Here is a 25763-nt window from a genome sequence, read left to right on the forward strand (position 1 = left end):
ATTATGTTTGAACAAATAAAACACAATATGGAGACTATTTCGGGTATTGAAGTATACCCGATAGTTTCTCTCCTGATATTCTTTTTCTTTTTTGTAGGATTAGGCTTTTGGGTATTTACATATGGAAAAGAAAAGATTAAGGAAATGAGTGAGATACCTTTAGATGAAGGGAATAGTATAATTTCAAAAGATAATTAAAATGAAAAAGTTTTTCCCAGTATATGTAAGAGTACCGCTGATTTTTTTCATCGTGTTTGGTTTAATGGAATATTTTATAGATTCAGGCGATAGACCTGCATTTATAAAATATCCAATGGTTTCGGTTTTTTTGTTTGTTTTTCTTTTTATTTTGATCGCGATCGAAGTTACATTAAGTGCAGTTGATCGCGTTATGTACGAATTGATGTCGCCGGAAGAAAAGGCGAAACTGGAATATGAAAATAGCCTGAGTTTAACAGAAAGTACCTGGTATAAGGACTTAATGCAGAAGCTTACTAAAACCCAACCTATAGAAAAAGAAGGTGACTTGCTGATGGATCATGATTATGACGGAATCAAGGAGTTAGATAATAATTTACCGCCGTGGTGGGTGTATTTATTCTATATCTGTATTGTTTTTGGAGTAGTTTATTTTGCCCGTTATGAAATTTTTGGTGGAGATGATCAGGAGATGGAGCTTAAAAAAGAAATGGCTCAGGCAAAAATTGATGTAGATGAATACCTAAAAACAGCACCGGATTTAATGGATGAAAAAACAGTTGTTTTATTAACAGATCCTGAAAATCTGGCAACAGGTAAAGAAATATTTACAACCAATTGTGCTGCATGTCACCGTGCCGATGCTGGAGGGCAAATTGGGCCAAACCTTACCGATAATCATTGGATTTTGGGCGGAGGAATTAAAAATCTTTTCCATACTATAACTAATGGAGGTCGTGACGGAAAAGGGATGATTGCCTGGAAAGGAACATTAAAACCAAAAGAAATTCAAAAAGTAGCAAGTTATATTTTATCCTTACAAGGAAGTAATCCAAAAGATCCAAAAGAAGCAGAAGGCGAAATTTGGGTCGATGAAACTGCTCCAACAAAAGATACCACAGCAAGTACTGCTAAAGATAGTACTGAAGTTAAAAAATAATTACAATACATCATGTCAAATTTACCAGACGAAGCTTTTAGAGATACCATCGGAACTATTGATGAAGGAGGTAATCGAAAATTTATTTTTCCTAAAAAACCGTCTGGTAAATTCTATGAGTATAGAAAAATAGTTAGTTACATCTTATTAGCTATTTTAATTGCCAATCCTTTTATAAAAGTAAATGGAAACCAATTTATGATGTTCAATGTTTTAGAACGTCGTTTTAATATTTTTGGTTTTCCATTTTGGCCGCAGGATTTTTATCTTTTCGTAATCTCAATGCTCGTGGGTATTGTTTTTATTCTTTTGTTTACAGTTGTATTTGGTCGTATATTCTGTGGATGGATTTGTCCGCAGACTATTTTTTTAGAAATGGTATTTCGCCGAATTGAATATTGGATTGATGGTGATCGTGGCGCTCAAATGCGATTAGCAAGACAAGAATGGAATTCGGAAAAAATTAGAAAAAGAGTAACTAAATGGACGGTCTTTTTTCTGATATCGTTTGGTATTGCAAATGTATTTCTGGCCTATTTAGTAGGAAGTGACCAATTGTTTTTGATGGTTGAACAAGGACCTATTGAGCAAGCTAGCAACTTTATTGCACTGCTAATTTTTACAGGAGTTTTCTATTTTGTTTTTGTTTGGTTTCGGGAACAGGTTTGTATTATTGCTTGTCCGTACGGAAGATTGCAAGGAGTACTTTTAGATGATAAATCGATTAATGTAGCTTATGATTTTGTACGAGGAGAAAAAGAAGCCGGTCGTGCAAAATTCAATAAAAAAGAAGATAGACCAACTACCGGAAAAGGAGATTGTATAGATTGTCATCAGTGTGTTCATGTTTGCCCAATGGGAATTGATATTAGAAACGGAACACAGCTGGAATGTACTAATTGTACTGCTTGCATTGATGAGTGTGATACCATTATGGAAAGTGTTGGTTTGCCAAAAGGTTTAATTCGATACGCTTCTGAAGATGAAATTACGAAGAAAGCACCTTTTAAATTTACAGCAAGAATGAAAGGTTATACAGCCGTTTTATTCATTTTATTAAGTGTTTTTGTAGGGATGTTATTTTTGAGAACCGAAGTTCAGGCTGTTGTTTTACGCTTGCCGGGACAATTGTTTCAGCATAAAGGTGATATGATCAGTAATGTTTATACTTATAAGATCGTTAACAAAACAATGAAAGATTACCACGATATTCATTTTGAATTAATAGATCAAAAAGGAAATATTAAAAATGTTGGTAAACAGCATTTTAAAGTCTTAAAAGAAGGGATTTCGCAAGGAACATTATTTATAGAGATTGATCAGGCTCTTTTGGAAAGTGATAAAACCAAAGTTCAAATTGGAGTTTATAATGGAAAAGAATTGCTTGAAACCACAACAACTAATTTTTTAGGCCCACGAAGTTTTAATTAAAAATATAGTATTATGAAAATAAATTGGGGAACAGGAATTGTCATAGCATTTGCATTGTTTATGTCTTTTATTTTATATTTTGTTTTTGAAGTTCAGTCTAATAGTAAATACGACAATGATTTGGTTGTTGAAGAATACTATAAACACGATTCGCATTTTCAGGATGAAATGGCCCGAATTCAAAATGCTCATGATTTACAACAAAAACCGTCTATCGTTTATACTGAAAATGGTGTAAAAGTAGCTTTTCCCGCAACTTTTGAAAATGATAAAGTAAAGGGAAATATATTGTTATACAGACCATCAAATAAAAAATTTGATTTTGATACACAAATTGCTTTAACCAATTCATCATTACTTATTCCACAAAAGAAATTGATTAAAGGACGTTGGGATGTTAATATGGAATGGGAATATAAGGGCACAAAATACCTGTCCAAAGAAGTGATTTATGTAAATTGATATGTTGTTTTAAAGAGATATTCTTTCTGTTATAACGTATTCATTTGATAAAAGAAAAATTAAAATAGATATGCTCTACTCAGCTTTCATATTAGGTTTAATTAGTAGTTTACACTGTATAGGAATGTGCGGTCCAATAGCTATGATGTTACCTGTAGATCAGCAAAATGATGCTAAAAAAGTAACACAGATCATTACATATCATTTAGGAAGATTAACTGCTTATGCCACAATTGGATTAATTTTTGGATTATTGGGAAGAGGATTTTTTCTGGCTGGTTTGCAGCAAAAGATGTCTATTTTTATTGGCCTGGCGATGATTCTTGTGGTTTTGATTCCGGAGAAAGTTTTTTCAAAGTATAATTTTTCAAAACCGGTTTATAAAATTATTTCCAGAGTAAAATCAAGTTTAGGAAATCAATTTAAAAAGAAAACCTATAAATCTCTTTTTACAATAGGATTATTAAATGGTTTTTTGCCTTGCGGAATGGTGTATGTAGCGCTATTTGGCGCAATTGCCATGCAAAGTGCAGGCTTTGGAGTTTTGTATATGATTTTGTTTGGATTGGGAACAATTCCTTTAATGACAGTGGTTGTTTATGTACATTCATTAATAAAATTGCCTTTCAGAAATAAAATCCAAAAGGCAATTCCGTATGTAGCTGTAGTAATTGGTGTTTTATTTATCCTTAGAGGACTGGGATTAGGAATTTCTTATATTTCTCCTTCAAATATGAGTTTGTTTGTACAAGGAACTCCTAATTGTCATTAAACAGTCATCGAAAACAAGTTTGTTTCCGGTGATTTTCTTTTTAGATGTAAATCGAATGCCATACATATATTTCGAACAAAAGGTCTTCCTGCTTCAGTGATTTTTATTTTACCTTCCTCGATTATAATCAACTGATCTTTTTCTATTTCTTTTAGGTCTTCTAATACATTTGGGATTTCTTTGAAATATAAGTCTTCATTATTCCAGGAAGTTTCAAATTCGCAGGTTAGGTTTAATATGTGTTTTCTAATGATTAAGTCTTCATCGCTTAAAATATGGCCTTTAACAACAGGCAATTTGTCTTCTTCTAATAATTGATAGTATTCCTCTATACTTTTTGTGTTTTGCGCAAAGCTGTACCAACTATCACTAATAGATGAAACGCCTAAACCAATCATAAGTTGCGTTTTTGAGGCACTATAACCCATGAAATTTCGATGTAATTCTTTATTAGCGGTTGCTTTGTATAAACTATCAGAAATTAGTGCAAAATGATCCATACCAATTTCGTGATAACCATTTTGAGATAACATTTGTTTCCCTGTTTCGTATAGTTTGCGTTTTTCAGCATCTTTAGGAAGGTTTTCTTCATTAAAACCGCGTTGACCGTTACCTTTTATCCATGGTACGTGAGCGTAGCTGTAAAATGCCAAACGATCCGGTTTTAAAGAATTTGTCTTTTCGACAGTATCAATTACGTTCTCAATCGTTTGAAATGGTAATCCAAAAATAATATCATGACCTATCGATTTATAACCAATTTCTTTTGCCCAAAAAGTTACTTTTGCGACATTATGAAATGGCTGAATTCGATGAATTGCTTTTTGAACTTTTTCGGCATAATCCTGCACGCCAAAACTTACTCGGCGAAAGCCTAAATCGTATAATTTTTTAAGTTGTTCGTAGGTAGTATTGTTAGGATGACCTTCAAAACTGAACTCGTAGTTTTCGGCTTTATCAGCTTTGGAGAATATGCCATTTATAAGGAATTCTAAATTGTTTGTTGAGAAAAAGGTTGGAGTTCCTCCGCCTAAATGAATTTCTTTGATGAGTGGTTTGTCAGGTAATAAATTACAATATAAATCCCATTCTTTTAAAACAGCTTGTATATAAGTTTCTTCTACCGAATGGTTTTTTGTAATGCGTTTATTGCAGCCACAAAAAGTACACATGCTTTCGCAAAATGGTAAATGGATGTATAAACTAATTCCGTTTTGAGAGTTACTTTCTAAAAATGATTTATGAAAAGACGCTATCCATTCCTGAGTAGTAAAATCACTTTCATTCCAGTATGGAACTGTTGGATAACTAGTGTATCTGGGACCTGGGACATTGTATTTTTGGGTCAGTGAGATTTTCATAAAGTCGGATTTTGTATAATTCAAAATTAGAATTTATGGATGAGGCATAAAATGACAAATATCATATATTAGGCAAAAAAAAGAGGCTCACTAGGAGCCTCTTTTCTGAATTAAATAATTAACGTGAAATAGAATCTTGGATGATTTTAAGCCATTTTTTTGCAAATTCATGATCTTGATAAACGCTTATTTGTTTGATACGGTCATCGTCAAAATCATAGAATGGTATTGTGATCTTTTTAGGAGTGTCTTTATCCTGAAATTCAAAATCAATTTTTACAATTGTGTCAGAAGGTCCTTCAGTTGTTAAAACTAGTTTACAGGATGAAACACTTTTAAGATCTAAATAAGTAGATTCTTGTTGATTTGGATTGAAATTCATCAATATAAATCGTCTGTTTTTTTGATCAATTGTAAGCGTCTTATTGCTTTGAGATTCAGTTAAATCGAAATCTTCCGGATGTGTTGGATTGAATTTCTTTTTGATGTTTAAAATTTTTGATTTGCTTGCAGCGCTCGTTCGTGCTGAAAAATATACTGGAATTGCTACTATGATCGCGATCACAATACCAATTATGGTTACACTTGTTTCCATTGATTTAAAAAAATTGGGTAAATTATTATGAAATGTGAGGCAGTTTTCAGAATAGAAAACAGCTCAATTGGTAAGGTTTTTTTTTCCTTAATTAAAATTCATATAATTTCTACCAGAAAAAATGGAAGGGGTAGAGCATTAAAAGTACTTTTTTGCTCTGAGCTGAAAATTGATTTGCGAAGTTAGATGTTGATTTAACTGCTTTATGCTGAGGAATCACCATCAGTACAGAATCAAACCATTTAATTAAACCAGATGAGTTTGATTTTATATTTGCTGCAAACTGATAACTGGTTTGCGGTTGTATAAAAGCCAGTGAATCGGCGTGATCTATAGAGAAATTGGTATCCGTTTTTTGAGTTTCAGTTATTTCAATAGCAGACTCGTTTGCCTGAGCGGCAAAAAAGGCAATTATCAAAAGTGATATAAAAATAACAGTTTTACGAATCCAATTCATGGTGGCGAATTTAACTCATAAAATACAATTAAAGAAATTTTAAAGAATTAATTAACTTTAAAAGTAGGGTTATTATTTTATCCTCAAAATTTTGAATGAGTTGAGGATAAAATAAAATTACTGTTGCATTTTGAAATAGTAATCAGCTGAATGTTTTCCGCTTCCGTAAAACAGGAAGAAAACGCAAACTAATAAAACGACAATTGCCAGAATTAAACTTTCAGAATGCATATGCCCCATAAAATTGATGAGAATTGCCCCAAATAATATCGGTAATTGAGCTGCAATTGCCCATCTGGTAAGTAATCCGAAAAAGATCATAATACCACCAATCATATGAGCTGGTGCAATATAATGTAAGAGAAACATTCCGCCGCCAAACTGATCAATTGGCGAAATTAAATCATGCAAATACTGAATGTTGGTTACAAATGAAACTCCTTTCATAAATAAAAATACACCCAAAACAATACGTACTAAATCAACTGGTAAATAAGTGTGCGCATTTGCCCATTTATTTAAACTTTTTACATTTTCCATGATACTACGTGATTAAAAATTACATATAAAGTTACTACTTTTTAATGAGATATTTAATTTTAAGTATTTGAAAGTGAGATTTTTGTATTTTTTTAACGCATATATCGAAATATGATAAATTTAAACCTGAATAACTCCTAGGTTAAATGGTTTTTGAATAGGAGCATGGTTGGCAGCTTCAATTCCCATAGAAATCCAGGTACGCGTATCTAAAGGATCGATGATGGCATCTGTCCATAATCTTGACGCAGCATAATAGGGAGAAGTTTGTTCGTCGTATCTCGCTTTAATTTTATTAAATAATTCAGCTTCTTTGGCTTCGTCTACGATTTCTCCTTTTGCTTTAAGCGAAGAAGCTTCGATTTGGGCTAAAACTTTTGCAGCCTGAGTTCCTCCCATAACAGCAAGTTCTGCACTTGGCCATGCAAAAATTAATCTCGGATCATAGGCTTTTCCGCACATGGCATAATTTCCTGCTCCGTACGAATTGCCGACAATTACAGTAAATTTTGGAACCACCGAATTACTAACGGCATTCACCATTTTGGCACCATCTTTTATAATTCCGCCATGTTCAGATTTTGATCCTACCATGAAACCGGTAACATCCTGAACAAATACCAACGGAATTTTTTTCTGATTACAATTGGCAATAAATCGAGTGGCTTTATCAGCACTATCAGAGTAAATAACTCCGCCAAATTGCATTTCTCCTTTTTTGGTCTTAACCACTTTTCGTTGATTGGCAACAATTCCTACCGCCCAGCCATCGATTCTGGCATAACCGGTAATAATAGTTTGACCGTAACCATCTTTATAAGCTTCAAACTCTGAATTATCAACCAAGCGATTGATGATTTCCATCATATCGTATTGTTCGTTTCTCGCTTTTGGCAGGATTCCGTAAATGTCTTTAGGTTCTAAAGCAGGTTTTTCAGATTTAATTCGGTTGTAGCCCGCTTTATCATAATCGCCTATTTTATCTACTATATTTTTTATTTTATCTAATGCGTCTTTATCGTCTTTAGCCTTATAATCAGTCACGCCAGAAATCTCACAATGTGTTGTGGCGCCACCCAAAGTTTCGTTATCAATCGTTTCTCCAATGGCAGCTTTTACCAAATAGCTTCCTGCAAGAAAAATACTTCCGGTTTTATCCACAATCAAAGCTTCGTCGCTCATAATAGGTAAGTAAGCGCCACCGGCAACACAACTCCCCATAACAGCAGCAATTTGAGTAATACCCATACTGCTCATTTGCGCATTGTTTCTAAAGATTCGGCCAAAATGCTCTTTGTCAGGAAAAATTTCATCCTGAAGTGGCAAGTAAACCCCTGCGCTGTCTACCAAATAAATAATAGGCAATCTGTTTTCCATGGCAATTTCCTGCGCACGTAGATTTTTCTTTCCGGTAATAGGAAACCAGGCGCCAGCTTTTACAGTAGCATCATTGGCAACAACTATACATTGTTTGCCTTTTATGTAGCCTATTTTGATAACAACACCTCCTGAAGGACATCCGCCATGTTCTGCATACATCCCGTCTCCAACAAATCCTCCAATTTCAATACTCTTTGAGCCTTCGTCAAGCAAATAAGCGATACGCTCACGTGCGGTCATTTTTCCTTCGGCATGTAATTTTTCTATACGTTTTTCGCCTCCGCCCAATTTTACTTTGGCAAATCTTTGTTTTAAGTCAGAAAGTAATAGTTTATTGTGATCTTCGTTTTTATTGAAGTTTAAATCCATGATATATTGTGGTTTTTACAAAATAGTGTTGGCTAATTTACAAAATCAATTGAAACCCACATAATAAATGTTTTCTTAACTATAATAAAAAATAGGCATTGATATTTTAAAAATAATAGAGGTTTAATGAGTAATAAATGAATTTATAGATTTTATAAACCCAGCTTTTGTTTATAGATAAGCCAAAGATAAAATATGTATTAAATGGTATTTTTTGCTTTAATTTGTTATTTCATACCAATTAGTATTTTTTATGTCTAAAAAAGCTGCCAATACCCGACTTACAATTCTTCAGAAAGCATTTGAATTAATTTACTCAAAAGGATATCAAACAACAAGTATTGATGATATCATAGCGACTACACAAGTTACAAAAGGTGCATTTTATTACCATTTTAAGACCAAAGATGAAATGGGAGTTGCTATAATCGAGGAAATTTTAAAACCTGTGATGCTCGAAAGTTTTATAAAACCGATTGAAAACTCACAAAATCCTGTTGATGATTTATATAATATGATTTCGTATCTACTTCTTGAAGATCCTTTTTTACAAATAAGGTATGGCTGTCCTGTTGGAAATTTAACGCAGGAAATGACACCATGGAATAATCAGTTTAGTGAGGCTTTATTAGGACTAATTGATCAATGGAAGCAAACTATTGAAAAAACGATTTTAAATGCTCAGAACTCAGGTTTAATCAAAAAAGAAGTAAGTGGCGAACAAGTAGCTTTTTTTATGATATCTGGATATTGGGGGATACGAAATTTTGGAAAAATTAAGAATAATAATTCTTGCTATATTGTTTATATAAAGGAGCTTAGAAGTTATTTGGATAATTTGAAATAAAATTTAAAACTAAAACATACTAGTTAGTATGTTTTTTGAATATATTTGCATTGTCTTAATTTTAAAACAATGTATACAACACTATTATTTTGCCATTCGATTCTACGGTGGTTTGTTTTAGGAAGTTTATTCTACTCGATTTTTATAGCTTACAAAGGTTATTCGCTAAAATTATCTTTCACTAAAAAAGATAATTTAGTCAGGCACTGGACGGCAACTATTGCCCATATTCAATTGATTTTTGGAATATTAATTTATGTGCAAAGTCCTATTGTAAAATACTTTTGGGCAAATTTTACAACCGCTATTCAAAATATTGATGCCGCTTTTTTTGGATTGATTCATATTGTATTAATGCTGGTTTCGATTGTTTTAATAACAATTGGCTCCGCTTTGGCAAAAAGAAAAGAAAGTGATCGCGATAAATTTAAAACCATGTTAGTTTGGTTTTCTATTGCAGTACTAATCATTTTTATAGCAATTCCGTGGCCATTCTCATTTCTCGCAAACCGACCTTATTTTAGATAACATGAAAAATTTATTAAAAACCAATACCGGACGATTACGAATTATTGGATTTCTTGAAGGACCCTCTCTATTAACGTTACTTTTTATAGCAATGCCTATGAAGTATTTATTTGAAATGCCTTTTCTAACAAGGCCAATAGGAACCATACATGGCGCTTTATTTCTGCTTTTTATTTTTAATACTTTGAGTGTTGGTGTAGAGCAAAACTGGAATTTTAAAGACACTACCTGGAAAGTGCTTTTGGCGTGTGTTATTCCGTTTGGAACTTTTTATATCGATGCTAAAATTCTAAGTAAAATTAAAAACCAGTAATAACTATGATTTTTGTATTTAAAACAAACGTTGATAATATATCAAAAGTAAAAAAGATAGCGCCTAAACTGAATAAGTTATTTCCTAATTCGAAATGGAATTTTGATTTGGAAGATTGTGATAATATTCTAAGATTCGAATGTAGTGACAATATTATCGAGAAGGTAATTTTTTTAATGAAAGTTGTAGGCTTTGAATGCGAAGCTTTATAAAACAAAAAACAGAAGCAAGCTTCTGTTTTTTTATATGCATAAAATAATGACTTTTATTTTTTAGAATCGCCAACCATTCTTTTTAGAATTGCCCATTGTTTTAAGGCATCACGAGCTTCGACAGCAGGATATCCTAACATTGTTTTTCCGGCAGGAATATCACCAACGACTCCTGAACCAGCTCCAACAATAGCGCCGTCTCCTATAGTAGTATGATCTTTTATAGAAGCGCTTCCGCCAATAATAACACCATTTCCTAATGTTACAGAACCAGCTAAACCGCTATTTCCGGCCATAATACAAAATTTACCTAATTTACTATTATGTCCAATTTGAACTAAATTATCGATTTTGCATCCGTCTCCAAGAACTGTAGAACTAAATTTTCCACGATCAACGCAAGTATTTGCTCCAATTTCAACACCGTTACCAATAATTACATTTCCAATTTGTGGAATTTTCACTAAACCTTTTTCACTACAAGGACGAAATCCGAAACCATCAGCTCCGATTGTTGCGTTTGGGTGAATGATACAATCATTACCAATATGACAACGTTCACGAACTACAGCCCCTGACCAAATAATTGTATTTTTACCAATAGTACATTCGTCTAAAATGGTAACATTTGGATAAATAGTAACATTTGCACCAATTTCAACTTTTGGACCAATATAGCAACCAGCACCAATTCTTGCACCTTCGCCAATAATAGCTGTTTCATCAACATTAGCTGATTTATGGATATTATTACGAAATATTGGAGTAGGAGGTGCAAAAAGTGCTAAAATTTGAGACATAGCCAAATCAGCATTTTTTACTTTTATAAAAGCACGATTATCTCCGGGTTCAATTGAAATATCTTCGTTAACAACTGCAATTGAAGCTTTTGATCCTTCCCAAAATTTTTCATATTTTTTATTTCCTATAAATGAAATTTCAGAAGTGGTGGCTTTTTCTAATTGTTCTGTTGCGGTTATGCTTTGCGAAGTTGTGCCGTAAATTACGCCATTAATAACTTCATTAATTTCTTGAATTGAATAGGATTTCATCGAATGATTTTAATTGTTTTAGGGGTTAATTCGCACCAAATAAAATCAATTAGATTTAAATTACCTAATCTTATTTTGAAGTTTTTTATATAGTATTTTAAATAATAGTTTAAATATTACAATTTTAACATAAAATCTATTAATTTTTTGATTGATTTTGAATTGTCAGACCGTGATGTAAACTTTATGTCTGATATTTTGTAGGTTTTAAAGTGTTAGTTTCTAAATTTAAAACTAAGTATTTTAGGTAATTATTATGATGTTATCTTGTTTTAAATCAATTGGTTTTTATCTTTAAAATGGCTTTGTGAGCGATTGCAAAAGCATCATGATATTTTGTAGGTTTATGATCTGTGAATTTAAAAACGCTTTTTTGAATCACACTACAGAATATTTAAAGAAAGATAAATGAAAATGGTAAGATTGATTTCAGTTTTTTGATTGAATTTTCAAATTATTTTTTATAGATATTATAATTAGTAAGTTAAATCTTATTTTTTTAAAGGTTTTCTTTTTTGAAATTATTTTAAAAACTGCTTTTAGAACAGAATTAAAATTAAAAAGCGACTCCTTTTTATTAAAGTGAATCGCTTTTAAAATATTATTCTTTTATTTTAGAAAGAGAAATAGCATTAATACAATAACGCAAACCGCTTGGTTCAGGACCATCAGGAAACACGTGTCCCAAATGTGCATCGCAGGTATTGCAAACCACCTCAACACGAATCATTCCGTATGATTTGTCTGCATGATAAGCAATAGCATTTTCTTTTAATGGTTGTGTAAAAGAAGGCCAGCCTGTTCCTGATTCGAATTTCTCGGTTGCGTCAAAAAGTAAAGTGCCACAACATTTACATTCATAAATTCCCGGATCGAATAAACTGCAAAGTTCAGAACTAAAAGATCTTTCGGTGCCTTTTAATCGTGCCACCTGAAATTCTTCCGGCGTTAAAAGCTGTTTCCATTCTTCTGGTGTTTTCTCCACTCTTTTATCCGGAGTTGGATTTCCTTTATTCGTAAAACGAATTATATCTGCCCATTTTATCATTGTCGTAATTTTAAATTAAAAAGATTGAACTATTCTTAAGATACTTAAAAGGTAATAAGAATATTTACTGTTACTTATAAAAGTAAATAATTAATTATCAAATGGATAATTTTCATATCGTTTATATTCTCCGGTTTCGCAATTTATTTTAACCACATAATGTTTAAGGTTTCTGGGAACTAAGTCATCAGGAAGTGTTCCTGATTCTGTTTCTTCGCCAAATATGTAGTAACTATTTTTTGGGCCAACCTCAATTCCGTCAGTTGTGATTGATCTAAAAACCTGATCTTTTCTTTTTTCTTTCAGGATACGATCTGCGTCTTTTATTTTTATTTTGCTTTTTTTGGCAAAATTATAATACTCGATACTATCTGATACGCTAATTTTACGAATATGTTTTGATACTTCGGGATTAATCCAACCGTGTTCCCTGAAAAGTACCGGTCGCAAAAAAACTTCATTGTTAATTGTAGGATTATCAGAAAATCTACAGTCATTACTTCCAACATATCCCGTCATTCCGTAATGTAAGTAAGCATAATGATGATAGCCCGAAATATAATAATGTAATTTGTTTTGTGTGGTAACTACAATGGTGTCTGTTTTCAAGAATGTTTTATAAGGAATATTGATGGATTTATATTCATCATAACTGGTTCTTTTATTGAACCCATTTTTAATCAATGTGTCCTGAATAAATTTTCCTTGTCTTAGTATCTGAAACTTAAGAATATTAATTTCATTCTTTTTGAATTTTGCAAACTGAATCTCAGGTTGTTCAGTAATAAGTTTGACTGTATCGCATTCTTTTGAGAACTCGACTGCATCAATTTCGGCTTGTTTTTTTCGGTGATCTGATGACCACAAGAACCAACCAATCATTATTGCTACCAGAGTAATAAAAACACCTATTATTACTAAACAACCTTTGATATATTTATTCATTTATTCTTCCTCTTTTTGCCCCATCATCATTAAAAATGCTTTTAGGAAAGGATCAATATTCCCGTTCATAACGCCATCGACATCACTGGTTTCATAGCCTGTACGAACATCTTTTACTAACTTATACGGCTGCATTACGTAATTACGTATTTGCGAACCCCATTCGATTTTCATTTTTCCGGCTTCGATATCAGCGCGTTGTGCTTGCTGTTTCTTCAATTCGATTTCATACAATTGCGAACGTAGCATTTGCATGGCACGTTGTCTGTTGTCTTGCTGAGATCGGGTTTCAGAACATTGAATCTGGATTCCGGTTGGTTTGTGTACCAATTGTACTTTGGTTTCAACCTTATTCACATTTTGTCCTCCGGCACCACTGGATCGTGAAGTTGTAATTTCGATATCGGCAGGATTAATGTCGATTTCGATACTGTCATCAACAAGCGGATAAACATATACAGATGCAAATGAAGTATGACGTTTAGCATTACTATCAAAAGGAGAGATTCGAACCAAGCGATGTACGCCGTTTTCTCCTTTTAAATATCCAAAAGAATAATCGCCCTCAAACTCCAGCGTAACGGTTTTAATTCCCGCAACCTCGCCAGCCTGAAAGTTCAGTTCTTTTATCTTAAAACCATAACTTTCGCCCCACATCATATACATACGCATTAGCATTCCTGCCCAATCACAACTTTCGGTTCCGCCCGCACCAGCAGTAATTTGTACTACGGCACTCAAACTGTCTCCTTCGTCTGAAAGCATGTTTTTAAATTCGATGTTTTCGATATGAGCTTGCGTTGTATTGTAATGCTCGTCTAATTCTTCTGCAGAAAGTTCCTCTTCCTTATAAAAATCATACGCTAGTTGCAATTCATCTGTAAGTTCGATGGCTTTGTTATAATCTTCGATCCATTTTTTCTTGTTTCGAAGGTTTTTTACAATGACTTCGGCTTCTTTTGCATTGTTCCAAAAGTCTGGTGCGAAGGTTTTTTCTTCTTCGTTGGCAATTTCAATTAGTTTGGCATCAACGTCAAAGATACCTCCTCAACGCACCAAGGCGCTCCACAATACCTTTTATTTGTTCGGTAGTTGTCATAAATTAATAGTAGTTTTTATTGTTTCTTGAATTTTACGTGATTATTGAAGCTTATAGAAAAAGAACTCTTAATAAACACGTAATTTTTATTGTACAAAAATAAGATATAGTTTTTAGATTCTAACATTAATTTTAACATATAAAATAGTCTCTAAAAGTCTTTTTGCATTAAATAAGTTGCCGGAAGATAATTTTGCTTTCAGGAATTAATTACTAAAGAAAAAAATTAGCATTTATTTTTTGTTTGCTTCGCGCTAAAGTAATAATAATGGACTTTTTTAAGTTTAATTTTAATATTGAATTTATTGTTTGAATATCAGTTGTTTATGTGTTTGGCCTTTGATGCATATAAGCAGTAATTTTTGCGTCTAACAAATTGGTTTCTAAAATTATAAGCTAATTTTAGAATATTAATGTTAGTTTTATATGATTTTTGTAAATATTACGTTAATTTGGTTTAATTGTATTTACAAGTTAAATTTTAGCAAAACTTGCCAAGAATAACTATCAGTAATACGTAATTTTGCTGTACAAAAAAGATATACTTTTTAGAATATGGAGATAAATTTAATTAGCGATACTATTACCAAACCTACCAACGAAATGTTGCAGTATATGTTTAACGCTCATGTTGGCGATGATGTATACAGACAGGATCCTACAGTTATTGAGTTGGAAACCAGGGTCGCTGAGTTTTTTGGTATGGAGGCCGGACTATTTTTTCCGTCAGGAACTATGGCTAACCAAACCGCTATAAAATTACATACACAGCCCGGAGAGCAATTAATTGCTGATAAATATGCCCACGTTTATAATTATGAAGGTGGAGGAGTTTCGTTTAATAGTGGCGTTTCTTGTTGCTTATTAGATGGAAATCGAGGTATGATTACGGCAAGTCAGGTTGCAGCAGCGATTAATGATCCGGAATTTTATCATAGTCCGTTAACGAGTTTGGTTTGTGTCGAAAATACAACCAACAAAGGTGGCGGAGCTTGTTATGAATTAGAAGATTTAAGAGAAATAAAAAAGGTTTGCGATGCTAATAATTTGAAATTCCATCTTGATGGAGCCAGAATTTGGAATGCATTGGTAGCAAAAAGACAAAATCCGAAAGATTTTGGTGCTATTTTCGATACTATTTCGGTTTGTTTATCAAAAGGATTAGGCGCTCCAATTGGTTCAATTTTGCTAGGAAGTAAAGCTGATATTCACAGGGCGTTGAGAATCAGGAAGATATTGGGTGGTGGAATGCGTCAGGTTGGTTATTTGGCTGCAGCCGGATTATATGCTTTGGCCAATAATATCGAAAGATTGGCAGAAGATCACAGACGCGCCAAAGAAATCGCTGCAATTTTAAGCACAAAACCGTGGGTATCGCATATAGAACCTGTAGAAACCAATATTTTGATCTTTTCATTGGCAGAAGGTTACAGTGATCAGCTTCTGATTGAAAAATTAAAACAAAAAAATATTTTGATAAGTTCAATGGGGAGCAATAAACTAAGGCTTGTAACTCATTTAGATTATAAAGAAGTGATGCATACGTATGTGATTGAAACGCTTCAGAAGTTTTAATTTTCGTATTTTTATAAAAACATAAAACCGCCCAAAAGGCGGTTTTTTTAGTGTTTATCTAAATCTATGATTTAGATTTTTTCTCCGTAATACGCTTTACGCATAATTTCTTCCATATCTTTTACCAAAGGTAAACGAGGGTTTGCCGGAGTACATTGATCTTCAAAAGCATTCATGGCAAGTGTGTTTAGTTTTGCAAGCCATTCTTTTTCATCGAGACCTTGTTCTTTAAAACTCATTTTTATGCCTACTTTTTTACCCAGTTCATAACAGGCCTGAGCATAGACCTGAGGTCCGTCTTTTGGTCCTTTTGCCGGAAGGCCTAACATTTGGCAAATTTCGAAATATTTTTGATCTGCTTTATAAGTAGAATATTTAGGCCATACCGAGAGTTTTCCTGGAACTTCGCCATTGTATTTAATCACGTAAGGCAATAAAATAGCATTTGTACGACCGTGTGGTGTATGGAACATTCCGCCAATTTTATGCGCCATAGAATGAGAGATTCCTAACATCGCATTGGCAAATGCCATACCTGCAATTGTCGAAGCATTGTGCATTTTATCGCGCGCTTCGTCGTCATTTTTACCGTCAAGATAGGTTCTTTCCAGATATTGAAATACCATTTTAATAGCCTGAAGAGCAAGTCCGTCTGTGTAATCATTTGCTACAATCGAAACATAGGCTTCTGTTGCGTGCGTAAGTACATCCATTCCTGTATCTGCAGTAACTGACGGAGGAACGGTTTTCGTCAACTCAGAGTCGATAATCGCAACAGTTGGTGTAAAAGCATAATCTGCCAAAGGATATTTTTTATTGACAGAATGATCTGAAATTACCGCAAAAGGAGTTACTTCTGAACCTGTTCCTGAGGTTGTTGGTATACAAATCATTTTTGCTTTTTTTCCTAAGGTTGGGATCTTCACGGCACGTTTACGAATGTCCAGGAATTTCTGTTTGACATCATCAAACGAAACCTGAGGTTGTTCGTATAGCAGCCACATAACTTTTGCAGCATCCATAACAGATCCTCCGCCCAGCGCAATAATAGTATCCGGCTGAAACTCACACATGGTTTCTGCACCTGCTCTGGCCGTTTCGATGCTTGGATCCGGCTCTACATTAGAAAAAATTCTAACATCGACTTTGTTGGCACGACGGTTTAAAACGTCTATGATTTTTTGAACAAAACCAAGTTTTAGCATAATCAAATCAGTTACAATCATTACTTTGTCAAGAGATTGCATTGATTTTAAATATTGAATCGAGTTAGGCTCGAAATAGATTTTTGAAGGGACTTTGAACCATTGCATATTATTATTTCTTCTACCAATTCGCTTGATATTTATTAAATTTATTGCACCAACATTTCCTGAAACAGAGTTTTTTCCATAAGACCCGCAGCCAAGGGTAAGAGACGGAATAAATGAATTGTAAACGTCTCCGATGCCTCCAAAAGTCGAAGGCGAGTTCCAGATTACACGAATCGCTTTTACGGCAACTCCAAAATCTTTAGCTATTTTTTCGTCTTTTGTATGAATAGCTGCTGAGTGACCTAATCCGTCAAATTCTACCATTTGTTCAGATAGTTTAATACCTTCTTCTGTTGAATTTGATTTTAGAATCGCCAAAACAGGAGAAAGTTTTTCTCTGGTCAGAGGTTCATTTACGCCAACTTCTGTTACTTCAACTGCAATGATGACCACATTTTCAGGAACAGAGAAACCAGCTTGCTCTGCGATCCATTGCGGAGATTTTCCAACAACACTTGAGTTTAGTTTTGCACCACCGCAGTTTATACCTTTTGCAGTAACGCCAAACATTAATTCTTCAAGTTTTGCTTTTTCTTTTTCATTAGCAAAATAAACATGATGGTGTTTAAAAGCAGCTTTTGTTTCTTCATAAATTTCTTTATCGATAATAGCAGCTTGTTCAGAGGCGCATATCATTCCCCAGTCAAATGATTTTGAAAGTACGATATCGTAAACGGCTTGTTTTATATTGGCGGTTTTCTCAATATATGCAGGAACGTTTCCGGCACCAACGCCCAGAGCTGGTTTACCACAAGAATAAGCGGCGCGAACCATTGCATTTCCTCCGGTTGCCAGAATGGTGGCAATTGTAGGATGGTTCATTAAAGAATTGGTAGCTTCTACAGATGGATATTCGATCCATTGAATACAATTTTCCGGAGCTCCGGCAGCAACTGCAGCATCGCGAACTACAATTGCAGCAGCTTTAGAGCACTGTTGAGCCGACGGATGGAAACCAAATATAATTGGATTACGGGTTTTAAGAGCGATTAATGCTTTGAAAACAGTGGTAGAAGTAGGGTTGGTTGTTGGTGTAACACCACAAATTACGCCTACTGGTTCTGCAATTTCTACAATTCCAGATAATTGATCTTCACCTATAATCCCTACGGTTTTTAAGTTTTTTAAGCTATTGGTTACATTTTCGGCAGCAAACATGTTTTTGGTTGCTTTGTCTTCAAAAATACCACGGCCTGTTTCTTCGACAGCATGCAAAGCAAGTTCGCCGTGTTTGTCTATAGCAGCAACAGAAGCTTTGGCCACAATATAATCAACTTGTTCCTGATTAAGTTCCAGGAATTGTTCCAGAGCAATGGCTCCTTTTTTGGCAAGTTCTTCGACATGAGCAATAGCATCAACTTTTGGAGTTTCCTTTACGGGATCTTTTACTAATCCAGCACTTTGTTTTTCTGCTGTTTTGTTTTCGGTTCCATTTGGACTTAAAGTTTTCTCATTCATAGTAATTTGTGTTATAGTTAATATTCACTTTTAATGCAGTTTTATAGATTGTGATCACTAATTATTTTTACGACGAAAGTTTTTTTGAGTCTGATGTAGGATTAACTCTAAAAATCTAATTATAACTAATTTCTCATTCTATCTTTTTTTATTCATTTTTTTAATGTTTTTTGGATTGCTTAATCCTTACAAATTTTTGCTTCTAAAGAAAAAAAAAGGATAAGATTTTGCTTTTTATCTGTATCAAATATCAAGACATATCAATAGAATAAAGATGATATTTGTCAGTCGAAAAAAAAATCTACGCAAACGTTTTCTATTGAAAATCATCATTTTACACTTGAAAAGTGAGGTAAAAAAGAAGGGTGGAAGAGGTGTTTTGTACTTTCGAAAAACAAAAAAAAGGAGGCGCTAAATAAAACGTAAAGGCTTGACTATTTCGATTGCAACAAAGAAATTTTCAAAGAAAAAAGGAAAGAAAAAGGCATAAAAAAAATCCGTTTCATTTCGTTAAAAATGAATCGGATTTTAATTAAAAGAAATAAAAAAATCTCTTATTTGAATAAATTATCCATTCCTGGAATCATTGGCATATCCATTTTTGCAACAGCATCAAGTTCTTGTTCGTTAACGCTTGTAGCTCTTTCTATTGCTTTGTTTAGCGTTACAACTAAGTAATCCTCTAATTGTTCTTTATCTTCAAGCAAAGAATCATCAATAGAGATTGATTTTACTTTTCTATTTGCAGTTAATGTTACCTTTAGTAATCCGTCAGCGCTTTGTTCATCAATCAAAACAGTATCCAAACGCTTCTTCGTATCTTCAATTTTTTGTTGGGTTTCTTTAAGTTTGCCCATCATTCCCATTAAATCCATTTTTGTTGATTTTTTAAATTGTTTCGTACAAAATTAGTATATTGCTTTATGATATCAATAGAATATTTTATGAAAAAATTAATTTGGTTCTGTTGTCTTTGTAGTATTTTTGCTCCTTCGTATTTAAAAACTAATGCTTAATCAATGCAAAACGATATAATGGCTCCACAAGCCAAAGAAATTCCTAAATCATTAAAAAAACATAAAGAGACAAGAATTGACAATTATTTTTGGTTAAATGACCGCGAAAATCCTGAAGTTATCGACTATCTGAATCAGGAAAATTCATATTACCAGAGTATGACATCGCATACAAAAGATCTTCAGGAAAATTTGTATGAAGAGATGAAAGGCAGAATTAAAGAAGATGATTCATCTGTTCCTTATTTTTATAATGGTTACTATTACATCACTCGTTTTGAAACTGGTCAGGATTACCCCATATTTTCAAGAAAAAAAGGAAGCCTTTCGGCAGATGAGGAAATTTTATTCAATTGCAATGAATTGGCAAAAGATCACGCTTACTTTAAACTAGGAGGTTTAAGCGTAAGTCCAAATAATAAATTTGCCAGTTTTGGAGTAGATATTGTGGGAAGAAGAATTTACACTATTCAGGTCAAAAACTTAGAAACAGGAGAAATTTTAGCAGATAAAATCGAAAATGCAACCGGAGGATCTGTTTGGGCAAATGACAATAATACGATTTTCTATACCAAACAAGATGAAGTCACTTTAAGAGCGGATAAGGTTTTTAGACATAAATTAAATACAGAATCTACTGCTGATGTTTTGGTTTTTAATGAAACTGATGATACTTTTAATGTGTCTGTAAGTAAAGAAAAATCAAGAAAATATATTGTAATTGGTTCAGGAAGCACTTTGACGACAGAATACAGAATTTTGAATTCTGATACTCCAGATGGAGAATTTGTGGTGTTTCAGCCTCGTGTACGTGGTTTAGAATACAGTATTTCGCATTTTGAGGACTCTTTTTATATTTTAACGAATAAAGACAAGGCGACCAACTTTAAGTTGATGAAAACGCCTGAAAATAAGACAGGAAAGAAAAACTGGGTTGATCTTATTCCGCATCGTGAAGATGTTTTATTAGAAGATATCGAAATTTTCAAAAATTATTTAGTTGTTGAAGAGCGTTCAAACGGATTAAATCATATTCGCATTCTGCCGTGGAATGGTGATGCCGATTATTACCTTCCTTTTGGCAGCGAAACCTACAATGCTTACACAACTACCAATATCGATTTTGATACAGATGTTTTACGTTATAGCTATCAATCGCTGGCTACGCCTTCATCTGTAATTGATTTTAATATGAAAACTAAAACCAAGGAAATCCTTAAGGAGCAACAGGTTTTAGGCGGAAAATTTGATAAAGAAAATTATATCGAAGAGCGTATTTGGGCAACTGCCAGAGATGGTGTAAAAGTGCCTATTTCGATGATTTATCGTAAAGGATTACAGAAAAACGGTAAAAATCCGTTGTTACTTTACGCGTACGGATCTTACGGAATTACAATGGATACTTATTTCTCATCGACACGACTTTCCTTGTTAGATCGTGGTTTTGTTTACGCCATAGCACATATTAGAGGCGGAGAAGATTTAGGAAGACAGTGGTACGAAGACGGAAAACTGTTAAAAAAGAAAAATACCTTTACAGATTTCATTGATTGCTCTAAATTTGTAGTTAACGAAAATTTTACATCTCCTGAACATTTATATGCTGAAGGAGGATCTGCAGGAGGACTTTTGATGGGCGTAATTATAAATGAAGCTCCGGAATTATATAACGGGGTCATTGCTCAGGTGCCTTTTGTTGACGTTATTACAACAATGTTAGACGACAGTATTCCGTTAACAACTGGAGAATACGACGAATGGGGAAACCCAAATAATAAAAAATATTACGATTATATGTTATCTTACTCACCGTATGATAATGTAAAAGCGCAAAACTATCCTAACATGTACGTTTCTACCGGATTACATGATTCGCAGGTACAATATTGGGAGCCAGCTAAATGGGTAGCGAAGTTGAGAAATATAAAAACAAATAATAATCTTTTATTTTTAGATACCAACATGGATGCCGGACATGGCGGAGCTTCAGGACGTTTTGAGGCTTTAAGAGACTTAGCAAAGGAATTTAGTTTTTTATTAGATTTAGAAAAAATTAAAAGCTAATTAGAAATTTTTTGTTAAATTTGCAACCTATCAAGGGTATTTAAAAATACCTTCGATTAACTATTTTTTTATGAAAGAAGAAATAAACGCTTATAATAATGTTTTAGAGTTAATAGGTAATACCCCACTTATTAAGCTAAATAAAATTACCGAAGAGTTAGAAGGTAATTTCTACGCAAAGGTAGAAGCTTTTAATCCAGGACATTCCTCAAAAGATAGAATAGCGTTATATATTATTGAAGAAGCTGAGAAAAAAGGAATCCTAACGCCAGGTGATACGATCATTGAGACGACATCAGGTAATACGGGCTTTAGTCTGGCAATGGTGAGTATTATAAAAGGGTATAATTGTATTTTAGCAGTAAGCTCAAAATCATCGAAAGATAAAATTGACATGTTGAGAAGTTTAGGAGCAAAGGTTTATGTTTGTCCCGCACACGTATCAGCAGATGATGAGAGATCTTACTACAACGTAGCCAAACGTTTACACGAAGAAACAAAAGGCTCAGTATACATCAATCAGTATTTTAATCAATTGAATATTGATGCCCACTATAACACTACAGGTCCTGAAATTTGGGAACAGACAAAAGGACAAATTACACATCTTGTAGCTTGTAGCGGTACCGGAGGAACGATTTCCGGAACTGCAAAATTCCTGAAAGAGCAAAATCCAAATATTAGAATTCTTGGTGTAGATGCTTTCGGGTCGGTTTTAAAGAAGTACCACGAAACAAGAGAATTCGATAACAAAGAAATTTATCCGTATCGTATAGAAGGTTTAGGTAAAAACCTGATTCCATCTGCTACAGATTTCGACATCATCGACAAGTTCATTAAAGTAACTGATGAGGAAAGTGCTCACTCTGCCAGAGAGATCACCAGAAAAGAAGGATTATTTGTTGGATACACTTCAGGAGCAGTAATGCAGGCTATTAAACAATACGCAGAGGAAGGTGAATTTACGAAAGACAGTAATATTATTGCTATCTTCCCTGATCACGGTTCTCGCTATATGAGTAAAGTATTTAGTGATGACTGGATGAATGAACAAGGATTCTTTGACAGTGTCAATGAAGAGGAAGTTCAAAAAATTGAATTTGTAAAGTAGTTCAACTGCTTTTTTAAAATATAGAGCTCCATTCGTGAATCGAATGGAGCTTTTTTTATGTGCTTTTTTAATAGTTTTTATTTGTCTGTTAGATTTTAATATAAAACACCTTATTATTAAGTGTTAATGTTTTAGTTTTATTTGCGAATACCGTATTTATACGTAAGAAAATATATTTTTATTTGATTTTAATTTATCGTTTTAATAAAATGACTATTACTATAAATAAATACAATTGAGGCTTTTAAATAATCGATTTTGGTTATTTAAACGATTATTTAGGTTCGTTGTCGAATAAATTTCAGGTCAAATGCATAATAATATAGTTTAGCGGTGTTAAAAAGACACAATGTTTTTTAATCCCTAAATCTACTATTATGAAAAAATTACTACTCACTTTAATGTTTGTAAGTTATTTGAATGTTAATGCTCAAAATCCAATTCAGGAGTTTAATTTCAATGGGACTTTAAATAATACGGCCAATACCACTTCTTTTATTGGTGCAAACAATTTTGTTGCAGACAGAGCAGGATTGGTAAAAGGAGCGCAACGACTAACTAATAAAGCTATGGAGGCTGTTGTAGACAATCTTCCTCAGGGTAATGGTCCGAGATCAGTTAGTGTATGGGTAAAATTAAATGATATTGCTTCGGCAAATTATATATGGGGTTACGGTACGGCTTATAATGCGCAATACTGTGGCTTATTACAGCAAGGGACGACTTCTTCTAACTCAGATTTAAGTTTAGCGGGTTGGGGAGCTTCTAATGATGTAATTGTTTCTACGCCGCTTGCAAAAGACACATGGTACAATTATACAATAACATACGACGGAAAAGTTTCTAAAATATACCGTAACGGAGAGTTGCTTAAATCTGCAGAAGGAATTACACGCTCTACTAAAGGTAATATTTTTAGGCTTGGTGAAATAAACACTACAGTGGGTATTAATGCTGATATAGACGATTTGAAGATTTACGATGTTGCTTTGACTTTAGAACAGGTTATTGCATTGTACAACAGTTCCAAACCTGTTAGAATCGCTGCTGTTGAACCAGTAAGTACTGCAAAAACAGTAAAAAAAGACGGGGTAAAAGCAAAAACAGCTCCAAAGTCTGCTTCATCGGCAATTATTGCGCCAGCGGATCTTAATGATGTACCTAAAAATGTTGAGGTATTCTCACAAGGAGAAAAGATTTATGGAAGTAGTAATAATACAATGAGTATAAATGATCTTCCTGAAGGAACATATTTGCTAAAAATAACGAATGCACCTTCAAATTAAGAACAAGATTTTTATTTTATAGTTACTAGTTAGTTATTTTTTTAGTCTCAGTTAATTTTTTTTGATAGTAAAAGGCCTTGTGAAGTTTACTTTGGGAGGCTTTTTAATTATTTATTTAATAGTAAATGATTTTTTGTAAAGATGTTTTTACAAAAGAATCGGATAATGTCATTTAGTTTTCAATTTTATTAATTAAAATAAGAATATCGCACTTATAGTCAGTAAGAGTTTGGTAGCTTTGAATAAAATTTATAGTTTTAACAAAATTTCTGAAACTATAATTGAATTTTAAAAGTATTTAAAACATTAAAATAGTGATTTGTGATACTGAGATTTGTTGAGTTTTTGCATTTTAATATAGCTTGGTGTTTGTGAAAGAACACTTTTTTAAATCCCCTAAAATCTGTTACCTATGAAAAAATTATTACTGACATTACTGTTTGTAAGTTTTTTAAATACCAATGCCCAAAATCCGGTTCAGGAATTCAATTTCAACGGAAATTTGAACAATACCGACAATACAATCTCATTTTTAGGTACACCCAATTTTGTAAATGACAGAATAGGCGTTGCAAAAGGAGCACAGCGCCTGACTAATAAAGTTCTGCAGGGTGTAGTGGGAGATCTTCCGCAGGATAATAAACCCAGATCAATATCTATTTGGGTAAAATTCAATGCTATTGCTTCGGCAAATTATATTTTTGGATATGGAAGTGCAGTAAATACCCAGTATTTTGGTTTATTACAACAGGCGGCGTCATCAGGAAATTCAGATTTAAGTCTTGTAGGATGGGGAGATACAAATAATATTATAGTTTCAGTTCCTCTTGCAAAAGACGTTTGGTATCAATACACTGTAACCTATGATGGTGCCAAATCAAAAATATACCGTAACGGCGAATTATTAAAATCTGTTGAAGGTGTTTCGCGCTTAACAAAAGGATACATTTTAAGATTGGGTGCATTAAATGGCACGGTTGGGATTAATGCTGACATAGACGACCTTAAGATATACAGTGTTGCAATGACAGATGAGCAAGTTATGGAATCTTACAACAGTTCGAAACCAACTACTACAGCTGTAGCTGAAAATACTCAGTCTTCTAATGCAATAAAAAAAGCTAGTCCTGTAAAAGCTGTAGTTGCTGCAAAATCGTTACCGTCTGTTTCGGCAAGTACAACTGAAGCAAATACTGGTTCTAAAACCGTTGAGGTTTTCTCGCAAGGAAAAAAAATAGCAGGAAGTAATGCATCTAATATTGGAGATTTACCGGAGGGGACATATTTGATTAAAGTCACAAATAATCCTTCTAAAAAGTAAATTACAATATAAATCAATTCTTAAATCGGATTTCTTATTGCATTTTGTATTAGAACGTGATTTAATTTTA

General features: G+C 33.3%; 24 protein-coding genes and 1 pseudogene. 14 read left to right on the top strand and 11 right to left on the bottom strand.

The window, feature by feature from the left end:
- Positions 1 to 3 precede the first annotated feature (3 nt).
- From LNP81_RS14595 to LNP81_RS14615, 5 genes are all read left to right on the top strand, one after another.
- Entirely contained in the window at positions 4 to 198 is a 195-nt protein-coding gene (locus tag LNP81_RS14595; protein ID WP_230037020.1) for a CcoQ/FixQ family Cbb3-type cytochrome c oxidase assembly chaperone, read from the top strand.
- Position 199: 1 nt separating this feature from the next.
- On the top strand, positions 200 to 1138 hold the full coding sequence (locus LNP81_RS14600) for a cbb3-type cytochrome c oxidase N-terminal domain-containing protein (protein ID WP_230037022.1): 939 nt from the start codon (positions 200 to 202) through the stop codon (positions 1136 to 1138).
- Positions 1139 to 1150: 12 nt separating this feature from the next.
- Complete coding sequence (gene ccoG, locus LNP81_RS14605; RefSeq protein ID WP_230037024.1) at positions 1151 to 2569, top strand: cytochrome c oxidase accessory protein CcoG; 1419 nt, start codon at positions 1151 to 1153, stop codon at positions 2567 to 2569.
- A gap of 12 nt (positions 2570 to 2581) precedes the next feature.
- Complete coding sequence (locus LNP81_RS14610) at positions 2582 to 3031, top strand: FixH family protein (protein WP_230037026.1); 450 nt, start codon at positions 2582 to 2584, stop codon at positions 3029 to 3031.
- A gap of 70 nt (positions 3032 to 3101) precedes the next feature.
- Entirely contained in the window at positions 3102 to 3803 is a 702-nt protein-coding gene (locus LNP81_RS14615; protein WP_230037028.1) for a sulfite exporter TauE/SafE family protein, read from the top strand.
- Here LNP81_RS14615 and hemN read toward each other — a convergent pair.
- The 5 genes from hemN to LNP81_RS14640 form a co-directional block, all read right to left on the bottom strand.
- Entirely contained in the window at positions 3800 to 5164 is a 1365-nt protein-coding gene (hemN, locus tag LNP81_RS14620) for an oxygen-independent coproporphyrinogen III oxidase (RefSeq protein ID WP_230037030.1), read from the bottom strand. The two genes, LNP81_RS14615 and hemN, sit on opposite strands and share 4 nt — an antisense overlap.
- 118 nt (positions 5165 to 5282) lie before the next feature.
- A complete protein-coding gene (locus LNP81_RS14625; RefSeq protein ID WP_230037032.1) occupies positions 5283 to 5759 on the bottom strand; it encodes a hypothetical protein in 477 nt (158 codons plus the stop codon).
- Between the two features lie 109 nt (positions 5760 to 5868).
- A complete protein-coding gene (locus LNP81_RS14630) occupies positions 5869 to 6216 on the bottom strand; it encodes a hypothetical protein (protein ID WP_230037034.1) in 348 nt (115 codons plus the stop codon).
- A gap of 117 nt (positions 6217 to 6333) precedes the next feature.
- Entirely contained in the window at positions 6334 to 6756 is a 423-nt protein-coding gene (locus tag LNP81_RS14635; RefSeq protein ID WP_230037037.1) for a DoxX family protein, read from the bottom strand.
- Between the two features lie 120 nt (positions 6757 to 6876).
- Positions 6877 to 8505, bottom strand: a complete 1629-nt coding sequence (locus tag LNP81_RS14640) for an acyl-CoA carboxylase subunit beta (RefSeq protein ID WP_230037039.1) — start codon at positions 8503 to 8505, stop codon at positions 6877 to 6879.
- A 253-nt stretch (positions 8506 to 8758) separates the two neighbouring features.
- Here LNP81_RS14640 and LNP81_RS14645 point away from each other — a divergent pair, with 253 nt between their 5' ends.
- From LNP81_RS14645 to LNP81_RS14660, 4 genes are all read left to right on the top strand, one after another.
- Positions 8759 to 9352: a TetR/AcrR family transcriptional regulator gene (locus LNP81_RS14645; protein WP_230037041.1), complete on the top strand. Its 594-nt coding sequence runs from the start codon at positions 8759 to 8761 to the stop codon at positions 9350 to 9352.
- Between the two features lie 69 nt (positions 9353 to 9421).
- Positions 9422 to 9880: a hypothetical protein gene (locus tag LNP81_RS14650; RefSeq protein ID WP_230037043.1), complete on the top strand. Its 459-nt coding sequence runs from the start codon at positions 9422 to 9424 to the stop codon at positions 9878 to 9880.
- Position 9881: 1 nt separating this feature from the next.
- Positions 9882 to 10193 carry a DUF3817 domain-containing protein gene (locus LNP81_RS14655; RefSeq protein WP_230037045.1) on the top strand — a complete coding sequence of 104 codons (312 nt, stop codon included), beginning with the start codon at positions 9882 to 9884 and terminating at the stop codon, positions 10191 to 10193.
- Between the two features lie 5 nt (positions 10194 to 10198).
- Positions 10199 to 10405 (top strand): hypothetical protein, encoded by a 207-nt coding sequence (locus tag LNP81_RS14660; RefSeq protein ID WP_230037047.1) that lies wholly within the window; start codon positions 10199 to 10201, stop codon positions 10403 to 10405.
- A gap of 53 nt (positions 10406 to 10458) precedes the next feature.
- On the opposite strand, the gene lpxD is transcribed toward LNP81_RS14660, so the two are convergent.
- The 4 genes from lpxD to prfB all read right to left on the bottom strand — a co-directional run bounded on the left by lpxD (position 10459) and on the right by prfB (position 14549).
- Entirely contained in the window at positions 10459 to 11457 is a 999-nt protein-coding gene (gene lpxD / locus LNP81_RS14665) for a UDP-3-O-(3-hydroxymyristoyl)glucosamine N-acyltransferase (RefSeq protein WP_230037049.1), read from the bottom strand.
- Positions 11458 to 12058: 601 nt separating this feature from the next.
- The gene (gene msrB / locus LNP81_RS14670; protein ID WP_230037052.1) at positions 12059 to 12505 is read right to left on the bottom strand and encodes a peptide-methionine (R)-S-oxide reductase MsrB; all 447 of its coding nucleotides are present in this window, start codon (positions 12503 to 12505) and stop codon (positions 12059 to 12061) included.
- 90 nt (positions 12506 to 12595) lie between these two features.
- Positions 12596 to 13450 (bottom strand): hypothetical protein, encoded by an 855-nt coding sequence (locus LNP81_RS14675; RefSeq protein WP_230037054.1) that lies wholly within the window; start codon positions 13448 to 13450, stop codon positions 12596 to 12598.
- Positions 13451 to 14549 (bottom strand): peptide chain release factor 2 gene (prfB, locus tag LNP81_RS14680; protein WP_230037056.1). Its coding sequence is split into 2 segments (ribosomal slippage): positions 13451 to 14485 and positions 14487 to 14549, totalling 1098 coding nucleotides; the frame shifts between segments, so codons are not numbered across the junction.
- A gap of 555 nt (positions 14550 to 15104) precedes the next feature.
- Between prfB and LNP81_RS14685 the strand changes: the two genes are divergently transcribed.
- Positions 15105 to 16124: a threonine aldolase family protein gene (locus LNP81_RS14685; RefSeq protein WP_230037058.1), complete on the top strand. Its 1020-nt coding sequence runs from the start codon at positions 15105 to 15107 to the stop codon at positions 16122 to 16124.
- 71 nt (positions 16125 to 16195) lie between these two features.
- Here the strand turns inward: LNP81_RS14685 and adhE are convergent, their stop codons facing one another.
- Positions 16196 to 18895 (bottom strand): bifunctional acetaldehyde-CoA/alcohol dehydrogenase, encoded by a 2700-nt coding sequence (gene adhE, locus LNP81_RS14690; RefSeq protein WP_230037060.1) that lies wholly within the window; start codon positions 18893 to 18895, stop codon positions 16196 to 16198.
- 554 nt (positions 18896 to 19449) lie between these two features.
- A pseudogene (locus LNP81_RS14695) lies at positions 19450 to 19776 on the bottom strand (YbaB/EbfC family nucleoid-associated protein); the annotation flags it as partial.
- Positions 19777 to 19914: 138 nt separating this feature from the next.
- On the opposite strand from LNP81_RS14695, the gene LNP81_RS14700 reads away from it, so the two are divergent.
- The 4 genes from LNP81_RS14700 to LNP81_RS14715 all read left to right on the top strand — a co-directional run bounded on the left by LNP81_RS14700 (position 19915) and on the right by LNP81_RS14715 (position 25693).
- Positions 19915 to 21975 (top strand): S9 family peptidase, encoded by a 2061-nt coding sequence (locus LNP81_RS14700; RefSeq protein WP_230037062.1) that lies wholly within the window; start codon positions 19915 to 19917, stop codon positions 21973 to 21975.
- Positions 21976 to 22045: 70 nt separating this feature from the next.
- A complete protein-coding gene (gene capA, locus LNP81_RS14705) occupies positions 22046 to 23086 on the top strand; it encodes a cysteate synthase (RefSeq protein ID WP_065447924.1) in 1041 nt (346 codons plus the stop codon).
- Positions 23087 to 23463: 377 nt separating this feature from the next.
- On the top strand, positions 23464 to 24372 hold the full coding sequence (locus tag LNP81_RS14710) for a LamG domain-containing protein (protein ID WP_230037064.1): 909 nt from the start codon (positions 23464 to 23466) through the stop codon (positions 24370 to 24372).
- Positions 24373 to 24784: 412 nt separating this feature from the next.
- Positions 24785 to 25693, top strand: coding sequence for a LamG domain-containing protein (locus LNP81_RS14715; RefSeq protein WP_230037066.1), 909 nt, complete (start codon positions 24785 to 24787; stop codon positions 25691 to 25693).
- The last annotated feature ends 70 nt before the right edge of the window (positions 25694 to 25763 follow it).

It is taken from the genome of Flavobacterium piscisymbiosum (assembly GCF_020905295.1).
Classification (GTDB): Bacteria; Bacteroidota; Bacteroidia; order Flavobacteriales; family Flavobacteriaceae; genus Flavobacterium; species Flavobacterium piscisymbiosum.